The following is a 15,272-nucleotide window of genomic DNA, read 5'->3' as shown; positions in this document are numbered from 1 at the left end:
GTAATAGAGATGAATGCTAGTCCAGCCCAAGGCTGTCACGTAAAATTTGTAATCGGTGTTGGTCGCCGTCACGAGCGGCTTGCTGAAGGGATTTGGTCGGCGCGTGAATCAGACGGTTGGTTAAACGGTGTGTCAGTTCCTGAATCACCGCTTCAACGTCATTGCCTTGTTGAATGGCAGCCAGCGCCTTGGCCGTCATTTCCGCACGCAATTCATCGGCCTGAGCGCGATAATCGCGAATGGTCTCCACCGCGGACTGCGCACGCAGCCACGCCATGAAGTCGGAGCTTTCCTGCTGCACGATAGATTCAGCCTGTACCGCCGCCGCTTTGCGCTGCGCGAGGTTATGTTGAATGATCGCATGCAGATCGTCCACGCTGTAGAGATAAACGTTAGGCAATTTGCCAACTTCCGGCTCAATATCACGCGGTACCGCAATATCTACCATCAGCATTGGCTGATTCCGTCTCGCTTTCAGCGTCCGTTCCATCATCCCTTTTCCGATAATCGGCAGTGTACTTGCCGTTGAACTGATCACGATATCGGCATGGACGAGCTGTTCGTCCAGCTCTGCCAGCGTGATGACTTCTGCACCGACTTCCGTTGCCAGCGCCTGTGCGCGTTCACGGGTGCGGTTCGCGATCACCATTTTCTGCACTTTGTGCTCGCGAAGATAGCGAGCGACCAGTTCAATGGTTTCTCCGGCACCAACCAGCAGCACCGTGACATCCGACAGTGATTCAAAAATCTGCCGCGCCAGCGTACAAGCAGCAAACGCCACCGATACCGCACTGGCACCGATATCCGTTTCCGTACGAACCCGCTTGGCAACGGTAAAGGATTTCTGAAACAGCCGCTCCAGCTCGCTGGACAGAGAATGACCACGCTGTGATTCGGCAAAGGCCTTCTTCACCTGCCCCAAAATCTGCGGTTCACCTAACACGAGAGAATCCAGACCGCTGGCAACGCGCATCAAATGGCTAACAGCGGCGTTATCCTGATGCCAGTACAGGCTGCCGTTGACTTCTTCTGGGCGCAATTGGTGATATTCACACAGCCAGCGAATCAGTTGCTCACGCTGGTTTTCCTGTTCGTCAACGCTAAGATAGAGTTCCGTACGATTGCAGGTAGACAGCACAACACCGCCCTGCACCAGCGGTTGCTGTAGCAGACTGTCGAGGGCCACTCCTAATTTATCTGGTGAGAACACAACACGTTCACGCAGAGAAACCGGTGCGGTTTTGTGATTAATACCAAGCGCAAGCAGGGTCATTAGGCTGTTTCTGAGTAATACCGATCTTAGTATGGATTTCGTTTGAATCGCATTCTACTTGATGCAGGAGAGCAAGAAAAGCGACAGCACGCGATACACCTCATCTGAGGTATACGTTTTTTGACAAAAAATAATAAATATCATTAACGAATAACAATCATTGACGCTGAGTAGTAAGCCCGTTAGCGTGACATGTCTCACGAACTTCGTTCATTTACAGGATACGACCAACATGCCAACCCAAACCGTCCGATGCCTGCGTTTACTGCCTTTAGCCAGCGTATTGCTAGCCGCCTGTAGCGTTAATCAACCGACTCAAACGGGTAAAAGCCCAACGTCGCCAGAGTGGCAACAACATCAGCAAAACGTACAGCAACTCAGCCAATATCAGACGCGCGGTGCTTTTGCCTATATCTCCGATAGTAAAAGAGTATCAGCCAATTTCTTCTGGCAGGACACACCGCCGCAGCGTTATCGGTTGCTGTTGACCAACCCGCTCGGTAGCACCGAATTAGAACTGCGTGCCCAACCTGACGGCGTGCAAATCACCGACAATCAAGGCAAGCGTTACGTGGGTAAGGATGCCGAACACATGATTCAGCAACTGACTGGCATGGCGATCCCACTGAACAATCTGCGCCAGTGGATTCTCGGCATCCCAGGTGATGCGACCGAATTCACGCTGGATGAACGCTACCTGCTGAAAACCATCACCTATCGCCAGGGCAATCAAAACTGGAATGTCAGCTATCAGAGCTACAACACTGAGCTGACACCTCCGCTGCCAACCAGTCTGGAGCTGGTTCAAGGTGAACAGCGTATTAAGCTGAAGATGAATAACTGGATGGTTAAATAAGCGATGCAACCGACGGTTATCGAGACATGGCCTGCCCCCGCCAAACTGAACCTGTTTCTTTACATTACCGGTCAGAGAGAGGACGGGTATCACCTGTTGCAAACGCTATTTCAGTTTCTGGATTATGGTGACACTCTGACGATTCGGCCGCGTGATGACGACCAGATTAACCTACTTACCCCTGTCGACGGGGTAGAGAACGAGCAAAACCTGATCGTCCGCGCCGCACGCTTATTACAGCAGCACTGCGAATACCATACACTTCGCACTGCCCGGTTCGGCGCAGACATCAGTATCGATAAGTACCTGCCAATGGGCGGCGGGCTGGGCGGCGGATCATCCAATGCGGCTACCGTTTTGGTCGCTCTCAACCATTTGTGGCAAAGCGGGCTGAACGTTGATACGTTGGCCGAACTGGGCCTGCAATTAGGTGCGGATGTTCCCGTCTTTGTTCGTGGGCATGCCGCCTTTGCCGAGGGTATCGGTGAACAGTTAACACCTGCAAATCCGCCAGAGAAATGGTATCTGGTCGCCCACCCTGGTGTTAGTATCGCCACACCGTTGATTTTCAGCGATCCTGAGTTGACGCGGAATTCGCCAATTCGTGATTTAGAAACTTTATTAAACCAGACCTTCGTCAATGATTGTGAAGCTATCGCAAGAAAACGTTTTCGTGAGGTTGAACAGCTACTTTCATGGCTGCTAGAATATGCCCCGGCGCGCCTGACTGGAACGGGGGCTTGTGTGTTTGCAGAGTTTGACACCGAGTTCGCAGCCCGTCAGGTGCTTGACCAGGCCCCGGAATGGTTAAACGGTTTCGTCGCAAGAGGTGTTAATATCTCTCCGCTACAACGTACGCTTTCTGGGCAACGTTAGGTTTTGCCACACACCGGCTGCCACGCGGCCAGTCTGTAGCAAACTTAATTCATACACCCGTATGCATGTTGTACCTGTTGTTTTTCCTTGCTTGGCAGGTGCAATATTTCTCTGGACGCAAGCCTGAGGTTCTTCTCGTGCCTGATATGAAGCTTTTTGCTGGTAACGCCATCCCGGAACTAGCACAACGTATTGCCAACCGTTTGTACACTAGCCTTGGCGACGCCGCTGTCGGTCGTTTTAGCGATGGCGAAGTCAGCGTGCAAATCAATGAAAATGTACGCGGTGGTGATATTTTCATCATCCAGTCCACCTGTGCACCCACCAATGACAACCTGATGGAACTGGTTGTGATGGTCGATGCTCTGCGTCGCGCTTCCGCGGGACGTATTACCGCCGTTATCCCCTACTTCGGCTATGCTCGTCAGGATCGTCGCGTGCGTTCCGCACGTGTGCCAATCACCGCGAAAGTCGTTGCTGACTTCCTGTCCAGCGTGGGTGTTGACCGTGTTCTGACTGTGGATCTGCACGCTGAGCAGATTCAGGGTTTCTTTGATGTGCCGGTAGATAACGTATTCGGTAGCCCGATCCTGCTGGAAGACATGTTGCAACAGAATCTGGAAAACCCAATCGTGGTTTCTCCTGATATCGGTGGCGTTGTGCGTGCTCGCGCAATCGCTAAACTGCTGAACGATACCGACATGGCGATCATTGACAAGCGCCGTCCGCGTGCCAACGTTTCTCAGGTGATGCACATCATCGGTGACGTCGCTGGCCGTGACTGTGTGCTGGTTGACGATATGATCGACACCGGTGGCACGCTGTGCAAAGCGGCGGAAGCGCTGAAGGAACGTGGGGCTAAACGTGTATTCGCTTATGCCACACACCCGATCTTCTCAGGCAATGCTTACGAGAACATCAAGAACTCTGTAATTGATGAAGTGATTGTCTGCGATACCATTCCGCTGGCGGAAAACATTCGTTCACTGCCGAATGTTCGCACGCTAACGCTGTCCGGGATGTTGGCCGAAGCGATTCGTCGTATCAGCAACGAAGAATCCATTTCTGCGATGTTTGAACATTAATCGCCGCTGATCGGGTAACCGATCAAAAACGATAATGATGGAGCCACCTGTAACAAGGTGGCTTTCTTATTTCTATACACGTCATACTTCACGTTGCATGTGCGTTGGCTTCGTTCACTCACCCGAATCACTTACTTGAGTAAGCTCATCGGGATGAAATGAGAGACATCCTATCTCTCACCGAAGGCCAGGCCTTTGGCTGGTCAAATTCGTTCCCGACGAATTTGTCCTTCCCTTGCCGCCTGCCTGAAACGCGAATTATTTAGTGTATACCACGATAAAAAACAAAAAACCGCCATAGCGAGGCTACAGCGGCTCTATTGTTCAATGTACATTAACGCCTATAACTTCATTAACGGTTATGGATGACGCTGGCGGCGGCAACGCTTATCAAAGTGCTTAACCCACCAATAACGGTCTGCGACTTCTTCACGCCCGCTAATACGCGCCCCCGCCAACCAAAATATTGCGCCAGAAAAAATACTGACCAGATCAATGTAAGTCATATATTCAGGAACATTCAGTTTCGGGAACTGGCTGGCGATAGAAAAACCGATGCCGCCAATCATCATGATCATCCCGATACCCATCAATACATTACCTAGTACTGTCACGTTCTTGCGTTTCATCTGCCACCTCCAGATTAATTTTGTGGATGAATCGGAGTGCCATTACTGTTTACTGTCTTATTGTTGATGTAATTATAGACAATAATGTACTGAGATGATTGCGGGAGGGATCACAGATAAGGGGAATGATTAATATTTTTTTACGTTTAAACAAACAAATAGACAAAAATCCGAATAATCACACCACTAAACAAATAACAATGTTTTCACATTCCAACACCGATATACCCTAAATAATTCGAGTTGCAGGAAGGCGGCAACGCAGTGAATCCCCAGGAGCTTACTCAAGTAAGTGACTGGGGTGAGCGAGGAAAGCCAACGCACGTGCAGCTTGAAGTATGACGTGTATATTTGGCTATACCTCATGCGGTGTGTAAACTAGCGCTTTCGTTTATCACACTACCCTGCGTAAGTTTAAGCACGTAATCTGGAATATACCGTGAGCAGCATTAAATTAATTGTCGGCCTGGCTAATCCTGGCGCGGAATATGCCGCCACTCGTCATAATGCGGGTGCTTGGTTTGTCGATCGTCTGGCGGAGTCTTACCGTCAGCCGCTGAAAGAAGAAAGCAAATTTTTTGGTTACACCTCTCGCCTGAATCTGGCTGGGCAAGATGTACGCCTGCTGGTTCCCACCACGTTCATGAACCTGAGCGGCAAAGCCGTCGCGGCAATGGCCACTTTCTACCGCATCCAGCCTGATGAAATTCTGGTTGCCCACGATGAGCTGGATTTATTACCGGGAATTGCCAAACTTAAGTTAGGCGGCGGACACGGCGGCCATAACGGTCTGAAAGACATCATCAGTAAATTGGGCAACAACCCGAACTTCCATCGTTTACGCATCGGTATCGGCCATCCGGGCGATAAAAGCAAAGTGACCGGTTTTGTGCTGGGTAAACCGCCAACGAGCGAGCAGACGCTGATCGACGATGCCATTGACGAAGCCGTACGCTGCACAGAAATCCTGATGAAAGAAGACATGATCAAAGCGATGAACCGCTTGCATGCCTTCAAAGCGGCATAATCTGGTCAGAATGCGGATGGCAGATCGAGATAAATCGCCATTCCGTGTATAATCGGCCGAAATATTTCCATTCTGACAGGCAAGAGATAGTAATTGCCTGATTAATAAGTTATTTAAGGTGATATAAACATGGGATTCAAATGCGGTATCGTTGGGCTGCCTAACGTCGGTAAATCCACTCTGTTCAATGCGTTGACCAAAGCCGGCATCGAAGCGGCCAACTTCCCGTTTTGTACCATCGAGCCGAACACCGGCGTAGTACCGATGCCCGATCCACGTCTGGACAAGCTGGCTGAGATCGTTAAGCCGCAGCGTATCCTTCCTACCACCATGGAATTTGTTGATATCGCTGGTCTGGTAAAAGGCGCGTCCAAAGGTGAAGGTTTGGGTAACCAGTTCCTGACTAACATTCGTGAAACGGAAGCCATCGGCCACGTTGTACGCTGCTTCGAAAACGACAACATTATCCACGTAAACAACAAAGTTGATCCGGCTGATGACATCGAAGTCATCAACACTGAATTAGCACTGTCTGACCTCGACACCTGCGAACGCGCCATTCATCGCGTGCAGAAGAGAGCGAAAGGCGGCGATAAAGATGCTAAAGCTGAACTGGCCGCGCTGGAGAAATGTTTACCGCAGTTGGAAAACGCTGGCATGCTGCGCTCACTGGATTTAAGCGATGAAGACAAAGCAGCTATCCGCTACCTGAGCTTCCTGACGCTGAAACCAACGATGTACATCGCTAACGTTAACGAAGACGGTTTCGAAAACAATCCATACCTCGATAAAGTGCGCGAAATCGCAGCCGCTGAAGGTTCTGTCGTTGTGGCCGTCTGCGCCGCCGTTGAATCAGATATTGCGGAACTGGATGACGCCGACCGTGAAGAATTCATGGCTGAATTAGGTTTAGAAGAGCCGGGCCTGAACCGCGTAATCCGTGCAGGCTATGAACTGCTTGACCTGCAAACCTACTTCACCGCTGGCGTGAAAGAAGTTCGTGCCTGGACCATCCCTGTCGGCGCCACCGCCCCGCAGGCCGCTGGTAAGATTCACACCGATTTCGAAAAAGGCTTCATCCGCGCCCAGACTATCGCCTATGAAGACTTCATCACCTACAAAGGTGAACAAGGCGCGAAAGAAGCCGGAAAAATGCGTTCAGAAGGCAAGGAATACATCGTTAAAGATGGCGATGTGATGAACTTCCTGTTCAACGTCTAAATCATTTCGGTTTTCTCATGGGATATCACAACATCACATGAACACCAGAAAACCCCATAAAATCCACGCAATTGCGTGGATTTTTCTTTTCATGGCGTCTCACTTAATCTCATGACAGCGCAGTCAAAAATGAGTACAGGCATGAGTACAATCAGTTTCCATCTTCATTTTAGGTGAGTACAATAGCGGTATAAGAAATAGACAAGGACTCGCTATGCTCACTGATACGCAATGCCGTACTGCCAAGCCGAAAGAAAAACTCTATCGACTCAATGACTTCAACGGTCTCTACCTCGAAGTGAAACCCAACGGCAAAAAGGCATGGCGCTATCGGTTTAAACTCAACGGCAAATCCAGCATGTTCGCGTTGGGTGAGTACCCGACGGTCAAACTTGCCGAAGCTCGCGAGAAATGTGAGCAAGCGCGTAAACAAGTCGCAGATGGAGTTAGCCCGACACAGGCTCGCCAGTTAGATAAGATCCGCAAGGTCAACGATGCCTCCAACACCTTTGAGCTTATCGCCAAAGAGTGGTTGCAGATGAAAGACTGGGCCGACATCACCAAAACACGCCGCCTTGATATGCTTGAGCGTGTAGTTTTCCCCGCCATCGGCAAACTTCCTATCAGGGAAATCACCCCGCATCACATTCTTAAAATTCTTCAGGAAATCGCTAAACGCGGCGCTCCGACCGTTGCCGCTGAAGCCCGCCGCACCATTTCATCGGTTTTTGAGTTGGCAGTCGCGACGCTCAGAGCTGATAGCGATCCTGTATGGCCGGTGCGCAAGGCCCTTCCCGCCAATAAGACACAGCACAAACAGGCACTGAATCCTCAGCAAATCGGAAAGTTATTAAGCTGTTTTGACAACAGTCGCGGCTCATACCAGGTTAACTATTGCATGTGGCTAATGTGGTGGACGCTGGCGCGGCCAGCCGAAGTAACCGAAGCAGAATGGGCAGAATTCGACCTTGATAACGGACTGTGGACCATTCCGGCAACGCGCATGAAAGCCCGCAGAGAACACGTTATTCCCCTTCCCTCACAAGCGGTCAGCATGCTCAGAACGTTACAGGGATTAACCGGACATCGACAACACATCTTTCCGGGCCGAGATAATCCGCGTGGCCCGATGACATCACACTCTCTTCGTCAGCTACTGAAAAGCCTCGGCTGGAGCGGAACGTATAGCCCACATGCGACCCGAACCACAGGCAGTACACGTTTAAACGAGATGGGCTATCGGCCTGATGCTATCGAGGCTCAGCTTGCCCATGCGGATACCAATAATGTTCGCCGCACATACAACCATGCAACTTACCTTGATGAGCGTAAAGTGATGATGCAGGAATGGGCTGATAAACTTGATGAATGGGTAAGCAGTACTGATGTTTCGTAAACGCTGATGCGTTGGTGTTTCACCGTTGATTAATATATTAAATTTGTGATTATTTAAAATAACCTACAATTCAACCTATATTATGTATAAAGCATGAATAACGGATGTTGATTAACCTCATTATCAAGCAACCGAAATTTTCACATGCCCTGGCTTGATTTAGCTGATAGGAGGTACCCTGGCGCTACGCGGCCATCTGCGTTGTCAGGTGCCGGTCGACAACACCCTGAATGATTTTAAGTCGGTTGACGTCATCCAAAGTAAAAAACTCCGCTGCATGGGCCGTTATCAGAATCTCTTGATGGTAAATCTCGTGACGGACGTCTTAAACCTAGCCCAGAACGGACATTACAACTTTGCTGTTACATAGATTGTCAAGGCTCGATAGGAATGTCTAACAGCTGGCTCATTAGCAATGTCCATATGTTGCAAAAAACTTTGAGACACTCAGACCGAATGACCGCTGTTTACCGCTGCTTAAATGGTTCTAAATGGGGTCCACTTGGAAAACGGAAAACATCATACGTTAAGCCTATTTTTTGTACAGACTGCTATCTACTGAGCATAACGAACGGTATTTTCCCTGTCCCAGCTTGAGGTTTGTTCGCCAGACGCAATCTCCACTCAGGTTGATGTGTTCCCATCCCAGCGGAGATAGATGGGTAAACCTCGCCGTTAAATAACGCCGTTAAAACGCATCACTTCGATAACGACCAGTCCGGCGGCAAGAGCGCTAGTCGCAAACAGCAAGTAATCGCGCAGTCCTGCACGTTTTAATCGAGACGTCTTCTCTAATTCGCTGACCCGCGCTGCCATGCCTGTTGCGACGTTTTCCTGCAAGGTCAGCTTGTCCATCAGTAAGGCCAACTGTTGCTGGTACTGATCCGCCTGCTCTTCAAGGGCCAGAGCCAGCTTCCCTGACTGTTGCCATTGCTCCTGCTGCTGTCGCTCGAATTTTGGGACAACCTGCTTCAGGAGGGCAAGCTGTGTTGCGTGCTCATCCTGACTTGCCTGCAAACGTTGAAGTATCTCCTCCTGCTGCCAGCTCAATGACTGTAACCGGTTAATCTCCTCTTCATGTTCCTCGACACGCTGTGCCTGTTCCAGTTTGTCTTCCACCTGGGATTTCAGATGTTCAAGAATAGCCAGTGAGTTTTCACGGCTGCTGAGATCCAGCATCGTGTCGTTGTGTTTCAAGTCTCGAATCGTATTCATTAACGCCAGATGAAACTCTTTCAGCACGACATTTTTTTCTGACTGGATTTGTAATAAACACTCGATCACTTCTTGGGTGATATTCAGACTGCCACCCAAGCTTGCAATCATCGTCGCTAAGTCAGTGTCATTTCTCGAGGTGAGACTGCCACCCCAACGCTCCAAAAAACCCCGATTATTGAAGTCATCTGCCGCTTCTTGTATCCCTTTACTTCTCTCTCGTTCCTCTTTCAGCTTTTTGCCTATTTCGTGGAGATTTTTTTTGAAACTGGCGATGCTGGAGTCTTTGTTCTTCTCAACAATCGTGACAACCGTCATATTACTGCGCTCCCAGCTTTTTAATCTCTTCGGCAAGAGAGAAGCGAGTCAGTCTGATGACATCATTGTTCAGTTCTGCCGTATGCTCCCGGGTTTCACTCATCAGATTCACCGCGCTACCTGCATATTTTTGCAGTTCAGCCACCATACCCATACTAGTTTCATGGTTAGCAATCAACTGCTGGAAAGCCTCCCGTCCTTTTGCAGTATAGGCAGGTTCCGTTGAGAGTATCAGGCTGACGGCTTTAGGGACGATATCGGCCAAAAGGTAACTGCTCAGCCCAAATCCCATCGCGCACAGGGAGGCAGAAATATAAGGGGCAAAGGGAGCCAGTGGAGCAAAAAGAGCCACCATACCGGATTCAATCACCGGTTCTACCGCATCCCAGAACACCAGAGTCCCGCTGGTGATAATGACCTCAGAGACCTTATAGATGGTTTCTTCCCTGGTCATGGTTTTGCTCCCCTTCATCAGCGAGAGTGCCGCCATGCCCAGATCATAGATATTTTTTGCTAACTGATAAATTTTCCCGATGGCCTGAGACAGTGCATTTAACACGAACTCGAATAAACCTCTAAGCAGATTTAACGGGGCTTTTATCAGGTTAACGATAACCTGCCATATTTTATCAAAAAAGCGTTTTAGACGGATTTTCACCTGCGCTTTCTGGGTGATAAACAGGTCAACAACTTCATCCTTCAATGCTTTAATCATCGTGGTACTGAGCGTTTCCAACACATCCCACCCGACATTTTTTAATGCCTCTTTCCCTGCGCCAAAGGCCAGACCTCCCGCCTCGTTTGCCGCATCTTTCATTTTTTTTGCTTCGATATTAGAACGCGTACCCTGTTCTGTGCACAGCTCTTCTTTCTTATTTACCGGGGGTTTCTCATTTTTTAAAATGTTAGCCTCGACCGCCGCTGCCGTCTCTGCCGAATCCATGACCATAAATTTGACGGTGCAGCCCTCTTCAAACTCCGCCGCCATTTTGTATTCTGTGCCATTCTTTTCGGCGTTTTTATTTTCATTCAGATGCCCGGCATGCCACCGTTTCTGTAAATCCTTCGCATCGCCGATATACCGCACCTCACCGGCGCTGTCATAAACCACATAGACCCCCGGGGAATTCGGCACATCTTTCAGGCCTTCCGGCACACCATTCTTGATCGTGAACTGACCATCAAACTTCATGGTGGAAATAGAGGAAATGCCATGAGTGAAACTTTTGCTTATCATTTCCTTCCACTGAACACCCCGATTCGCCACGGCAAGCACACTCGCAGACGACGTGGCGTTAAGCGTATCATCCACCGTTGTACTGAGGTTGGGGGCCTTGGCATTCGGTTGAGAATTTCGTTTATTACGAAAACCGCCGATCAGTTTTCGTGCAACATTATCAACGGTTTTATCAACAATACTGTTCAGCAGGGGGTTAAGAGTATTGAGTTCCGGGTATTCCTGAACCATGGTAGGTGATGACATAATGGTGTGTCTCTCTGGCTGTGGTTGAAAGGCCTATTTCCCACTCGAAATGCAACAAAATAACGAAAGCACCGGAATGGCAGGCTCCGAATGAACGTGTTCAGGTCCGTTACGGGTGATCAATCTGTTGATTTTATCTAGTTAGAGTTGATTCTACGTTGGAATCGTCAGCCATGCATCTATAGAAAGAGCCATTGAGTCATTGAAACGAAAAGGCATCCCGATTAATGAGCAACTGGTATCTCATCTTTCTCCCCTGGGTTGGGAACATATCAATCTGAGTGGAGATTACGTCTGGCGTAATAATCTTAAGCTGGGGTCCGGGAAATATCGGCCATTACGCACAGTCGATGCCAAATTGTACAAAAAGCAGTCTTAACGTGGGATAATTTCCGTTTTCCAAGCGGCCCCCTAAATAACCGTGTGTAATATCGTTACACTTTTACCAGACCATGTTCCTCTCTGGGGAAGGGGCTTACGGTTTCCATAACAGGCAACATCTGCTAATCGCTCAAAGCAGCCCAACTCCCCGGACAGTAAATGACATAACCTTCCCTAATGTTTTTTCTCAATCAACAGGTATGGATGTGACCAGTCCGTTACCTCCTCATATGAAACAAACCCATCATGCTCCAGTGCGCAAACACCCTTATGGCTGGCAACATAATCGTATACAGCCTGACTTTCCAGCCCCTGTAACATATGCGATAGCAGCTTCCGGCGCATCACATCTGACTTCCAGCGTTTACGCGCTGCCACATCTTTCCAGGTAATGTTGAAAGATTGCCCTACCGCGTTGGTAACGCATTTACCGTAACGATTGGTTTTAGCTGTGCCCTCATAGTGATCAAGCAGCAACCCCAAATCATCTCGTAAAGGTTTCAGAAGGCGTTTCCATTGCTTCAGTACTCGTTCAGCCTCGAGCTTGCCTAACTCACGATTCAACAGACGTCGGGTGCTGGATTTAAGCGATAATGAGACGAACCCGACGTTGAATACGCTGGAAAACCTGAATTGCTTCACCAGTTCCTCCGCAACACGCAATACCCGGCAGATATATTGAGTTTCCAGAACTTCCAGCGACTCGGCCGAAATGCCAATACTCAACAGCTCATGTCGTAGTATCTCGAGCTGGCATCCCTTAATGTCATAATTAACACCACGTGCCAGACACGCCCACTTCATGTCAGAAGGCAGACTTTGAAAGCCAGTGCCAATCTCAAAGGATCGCCCGCCAATGTACGCAGTCTTATAAGATTGCCTGTAAGAGACCGTCAACGGTGACTCCTTCACCAGATCCACACCTGTTTCAGCCAGTCGCGACAGGAAGTTGAAAATGAATATTTTGTTCTTCTTGGTGGGATTCTCGTTATAGTAATCCAGCAGTGCCTCCAGATTGATTTCCAGCGGTTCAAGGTTGTTCCATACATCGACTACCCGTTTCCTGAAGGCAACGTTTGGGATATCGCGTTTCGACTGTTTATGTTTAGCATGCTGACCGCGTTCAATGGCAATCCCAATCAGTTCATCTAATGAGTAGCTTTTACGCTTGGTGAAAATGTCAGTCAGATAATGGTAGCGATCCTCACGGCTAAGGTATGCCTCGCGGTCGTTGCCAAACAACTTACGCAGAAAACGTTGAGAAACAGCATACTCCCGGCATGAACTTTTAGCATTGGAATAACCGGTTAGTTTAATGATTCCCGCGCCTGCCAGCGCCTCCATTGCGCGCTCATGGGTCGGCCCACTTTTCTTAAAGACACCGGGAAGTTTCTCCCGTCCCAGCTCAAACGGTACTGGCACAGAATAAGACCATTTTTTATTCGCCTTAATTTTTGCTTTTTTCCTGTTCTTACGACTACAGGTAGCGACACAAATAACGTGCTGGAGAAATACTGAAATATTACGATAAAAAGGACGCCGTAAACTCTGCACACCATTATAAGGAATGCTGAAAACAATCTTCTTGAAATAATCCAGCGTTGAATCTGTCACAAGGATATTGTTATGTGTAATATATGGCTTCATAATTCACCTGTATATAGAGGCCAGAGCACCATGCCCTGACCCCATTTATTTACAACTGAATTACGCAAAATCGCGCGTGAACCCAACAAGGTTCAGATGGTTATTAGATGATGATAATATTGGAGGCTGGAGCCTCATGATAGCTGATACTGGGTAATGGCTATAGTATGGATAAACCATATATACAATATATAGAGATACAGTACCTATAGAGCTTAATAGATACAGTAATATACCTGGTAGACTGAAGGAGCGATTAATTCCCAGCTTAGCCAGAATGGGAGTAGCGGTCACCCCCAACGTTACCCGTTATTAGGCGGTATAATAACGGTCAGGGGCTAATAGATTGCGGTGGTAGACGCACGTTATTTCCTGAATTTCACTCTTTTGAAACCGCGATTTCACTCAAAACCGCCGATCCTTGCCATCTTCAGGATCTGCAAAACCCATCGCCAGTTTACCCCTACCATTGTACGAGGTGCCAATCTGACTCTCAATAACACCCGTAGTTAGCCGGTTTGTAGCAGTAATATCTGGCAACCTTGAATGGTAAAAAGGCGTTCATTTTCCCAGATTTAATTTTCTATCCGCTATTTTAGGTTTGCCGTTGAACAACCCACAGATGAGGATGCAGCATCCTTGCCGTAACGCCACCGCGCTTATTTCCCGCGAGATTTAAGCCATTTCTTACGGATGTCCAGTTGCCAATACTGCGGCTGTCCCAGAATACCCAGCTTCTCGACAACCAGTGGAAGTTTGTGCCAGATAGCGTCTGCATCGAACAAGTCCACCAGATACCTTTTCATCACCTTATCTACCCGCTTTTTAGCTGCCGCTTTGGTCGGACTAACAGCCCTGCCATTCACCTCTCTGGCCGGACGGAACGTTTTACGAGCGCGTGGTACAGTCATGTATTTCAGACGCCGGGCAAAGTTTGCGTCCAGCTTGCGATCCTTCATTAGCTTACAATCGTAGAACGCCAATCGTGATAGGACGTTCTCCATTTGCAACAGGTTACTCAGCATCAGTTTCTGCTTACCTGGAGACAGACGCAGCTCCAGACGTAAAAAACACTCATGCTGGCTTTCATCCAGTGTTAACTGAGCTGTTGCCCGACGTTCTTCCACGCTTAACTCGGGAGCGTTGATTTTTTCGTATATCGAAGCTACGACGGTGGTAGTTCCTAGCCGTAAACCTTCCTGCTCACCATGAAGATCATGGAAATCGCCATCATGGGCTTTGGCAAGACCAATCAGAAAGTCATGTAGCTTCATACCCATCACATCCAACGCGTAATGGACGGTCGTTATCCATGCATTCCTCAATCCTTGGTATAAGTATTTCCCAATACAGCCTTTGCGCCCCAGCCAGATGAATAAATCAGTTATCTGTTCGGACTGATAATGCTGAGGGCTCAGTTCCATACGAACTGCTCCGCGTATTTTGTTGAGTGGCTCAAAGAAGATCATCAATAGTACAGGATGATGCTTAGGCTTACTTGATAACCGGATTTCAACCACCCGACCATAAAGACTGCCGCATTCATCCCTACCAGCAGTACGAACCCTGACCTGATAGTTATCACCAGACTCAAGCTGAAATAAACGGTCTATCAGCATCCGATTCTCTCGCTTGTCGAACAAGTCCGTTACCCAGGCTATTTTGTCGAAATGCCCATAACATGGCTGTCCGGTATTATTGCATCCTAGTGATACTGCGTTTGCCAGTGAATCAACTCGTTCACGATTAAATGTCTTCTTCATCATATCTTCCCGGCGGCCTAGGCTCACCAACAGGCAATAGTGATCCACCCACACGAGGAGGTATCATCACTATTGCTATATTCTCTATGGGTTCATTGGGGG

At 48.7% G+C, this 15,272-nt stretch carries 12 protein-coding genes and 1 pseudogene; 7 read left to right on the top strand and 6 right to left on the bottom strand.

Features of this window, described 5'->3' with window-relative positions:
• Positions 1 to 16: 16 nt before the first annotated feature.
• Positions 17 to 1,273 carry a glutamyl-tRNA reductase gene (gene hemA, locus K7X24_RS14375; RefSeq protein WP_010274925.1) on the bottom strand — a complete coding sequence of 419 codons (1,257 nt, stop codon included), beginning with the start codon at positions 1,271 to 1,273 and terminating at the stop codon, positions 17 to 19.
• Positions 1,274 to 1,505: 232 nt separating this feature from the next.
• Here hemA and lolB point away from each other — a divergent pair, with 232 nt between their 5' ends.
• The 3 genes from lolB (at position 1,506) to prs (ending at position 4,090) form a co-directional block, all read left to right on the top strand.
• Positions 1,506 to 2,129, top strand: a complete 624-nt coding sequence (lolB, locus tag K7X24_RS14370; RefSeq protein ID WP_224555463.1) for a lipoprotein insertase outer membrane protein LolB — start codon at positions 1,506 to 1,508, stop codon at positions 2,127 to 2,129.
• 3 nt (positions 2,130 to 2,132) lie between these two features.
• Positions 2,133 to 3,005 (top strand): 4-(cytidine 5'-diphospho)-2-C-methyl-D-erythritol kinase, encoded by an 873-nt coding sequence (ispE, locus tag K7X24_RS14365; RefSeq protein WP_224555462.1) that lies wholly within the window; start codon positions 2,133 to 2,135, stop codon positions 3,003 to 3,005.
• Positions 3,006 to 3,142: 137 nt separating this feature from the next.
• Complete coding sequence (gene prs, locus K7X24_RS14360) at positions 3,143 to 4,090, top strand: ribose-phosphate diphosphokinase (protein ID WP_010274915.1); 948 nt, start codon at positions 3,143 to 3,145, stop codon at positions 4,088 to 4,090.
• 359 nt (positions 4,091 to 4,449) lie between these two features.
• Here prs and ychH read toward each other — a convergent pair whose 3' ends face one another.
• The gene (ychH, locus tag K7X24_RS14355; RefSeq protein ID WP_029368994.1) at positions 4,450 to 4,719 is read right to left on the bottom strand and encodes a stress-induced protein YchH; all 270 of its coding nucleotides are present in this window, start codon (positions 4,717 to 4,719) and stop codon (positions 4,450 to 4,452) included.
• A gap of 439 nt (positions 4,720 to 5,158) precedes the next feature.
• On the opposite strand from ychH, the gene pth reads away from it, so the two are divergent.
• The 3 genes from pth (at position 5,159) to K7X24_RS14340 (ending at position 8,363) form a co-directional block, all read left to right on the top strand.
• Positions 5,159 to 5,746 carry an aminoacyl-tRNA hydrolase gene (pth, locus tag K7X24_RS14350; RefSeq protein WP_039489398.1) on the top strand — a complete coding sequence of 196 codons (588 nt, stop codon included), beginning with the start codon at positions 5,159 to 5,161 and terminating at the stop codon, positions 5,744 to 5,746.
• 129 nt (positions 5,747 to 5,875) lie between these two features.
• Positions 5,876 to 6,967: a redox-regulated ATPase YchF gene (gene ychF / locus K7X24_RS14345; RefSeq protein ID WP_039314921.1), complete on the top strand. Its 1,092-nt coding sequence runs from the start codon at positions 5,876 to 5,878 to the stop codon at positions 6,965 to 6,967.
• A gap of 214 nt (positions 6,968 to 7,181) precedes the next feature.
• Positions 7,182 to 8,363: a tyrosine-type recombinase/integrase gene (locus tag K7X24_RS14340; protein WP_224555461.1), complete on the top strand. Its 1,182-nt coding sequence runs from the start codon at positions 7,182 to 7,184 to the stop codon at positions 8,361 to 8,363.
• Positions 8,364 to 9,038: 675 nt separating this feature from the next.
• On the opposite strand, the gene K7X24_RS14335 is transcribed toward K7X24_RS14340, so the two are convergent.
• Positions 9,039 to 9,896, bottom strand: coding sequence for a hypothetical protein (locus K7X24_RS14335; protein ID WP_224555460.1), 858 nt, complete (start codon positions 9,894 to 9,896; stop codon positions 9,039 to 9,041).
• A 1-nt stretch (position 9,897) separates the two neighbouring features.
• Positions 9,898 to 11,379 (bottom strand): GIY-YIG nuclease family protein, encoded by a 1,482-nt coding sequence (locus K7X24_RS14330; RefSeq protein ID WP_411961346.1) that lies wholly within the window; start codon positions 11,377 to 11,379, stop codon positions 9,898 to 9,900.
• Between the two features lie 181 nt (positions 11,380 to 11,560).
• Between K7X24_RS14330 and K7X24_RS14325 the strand changes: the two are divergent.
• A pseudogene (locus K7X24_RS14325) lies at positions 11,561 to 11,758 on the top strand (Tn3 family transposase); the annotation flags it as partial.
• Positions 11,759 to 11,934: 176 nt separating this feature from the next.
• On the opposite strand, the gene K7X24_RS14320 reads toward K7X24_RS14325, so the two are convergent.
• A complete protein-coding gene (locus K7X24_RS14320) occupies positions 11,935 to 13,407 on the bottom strand; it encodes a hypothetical protein (protein ID WP_224555459.1) in 1,473 nt (490 codons plus the stop codon).
• Between the two features lie 659 nt (positions 13,408 to 14,066).
• Complete coding sequence (locus tag K7X24_RS14315; RefSeq protein ID WP_224555458.1) at positions 14,067 to 15,170, bottom strand: hypothetical protein; 1,104 nt, start codon at positions 15,168 to 15,170, stop codon at positions 14,067 to 14,069.
• Positions 15,171 to 15,272: the final 102 nt, after the last annotated feature.

It is taken from the genome of Pectobacterium versatile, assembly GCF_020166435.1.
Lineage (GTDB): Bacteria > Pseudomonadota > Gammaproteobacteria > Enterobacterales > Enterobacteriaceae > Pectobacterium > Pectobacterium versatile.
This window is presented reverse-complemented; position numbering and strand designations above follow the sequence as displayed.

What these genes read in the sequence shown, in the direction of transcription:
- ychH (WP_029368994.1), bottom strand. Translation starts at nt 4,719, where the DNA reads ATGAAACGCAAGAACGTGACAGTACTAGGTAATGTATTGATGGGTATC.
- ychF (WP_039314921.1), top strand. Translation starts at nt 5,876, where the DNA reads ATGGGATTCAAATGCGGTATCGTTGGGCTGCCTAACGTCGGTAAATCC.
- K7X24_RS14330 (WP_411961346.1), bottom strand. Translation starts at nt 11,379, where the DNA reads ATGTCATCACCTACCATGGTTCAGGAATACCCGGAACTCAATACTCTT.
- K7X24_RS14315 (WP_224555458.1), bottom strand. Translation starts at nt 15,170, where the DNA reads ATGAAGAAGACATTTAATCGTGAACGAGTTGATTCACTGGCAAACGCA.
- K7X24_RS14335 (WP_224555460.1), bottom strand. Translation starts at nt 9,896, where the DNA reads ATGACGGTTGTCACGATTGTTGAGAAGAACAAAGACTCCAGCATCGCC.
- lolB (WP_224555463.1), top strand. Translation starts at nt 1,506, where the DNA reads ATGCCAACCCAAACCGTCCGATGCCTGCGTTTACTGCCTTTAGCCAGC.
- hemA (WP_010274925.1), bottom strand. Translation starts at nt 1,273, where the DNA reads ATGACCCTGCTTGCGCTTGGTATTAATCACAAAACCGCACCGGTTTCT.
- ispE (WP_224555462.1), top strand. Translation starts at nt 2,133, where the DNA reads ATGCAACCGACGGTTATCGAGACATGGCCTGCCCCCGCCAAACTGAAC.
- K7X24_RS14320 (WP_224555459.1), bottom strand. Translation starts at nt 13,407, where the DNA reads ATGAAGCCATATATTACACATAACAATATCCTTGTGACAGATTCAACG.
- K7X24_RS14340 (WP_224555461.1), top strand. Translation starts at nt 7,182, where the DNA reads ATGCTCACTGATACGCAATGCCGTACTGCCAAGCCGAAAGAAAAACTC.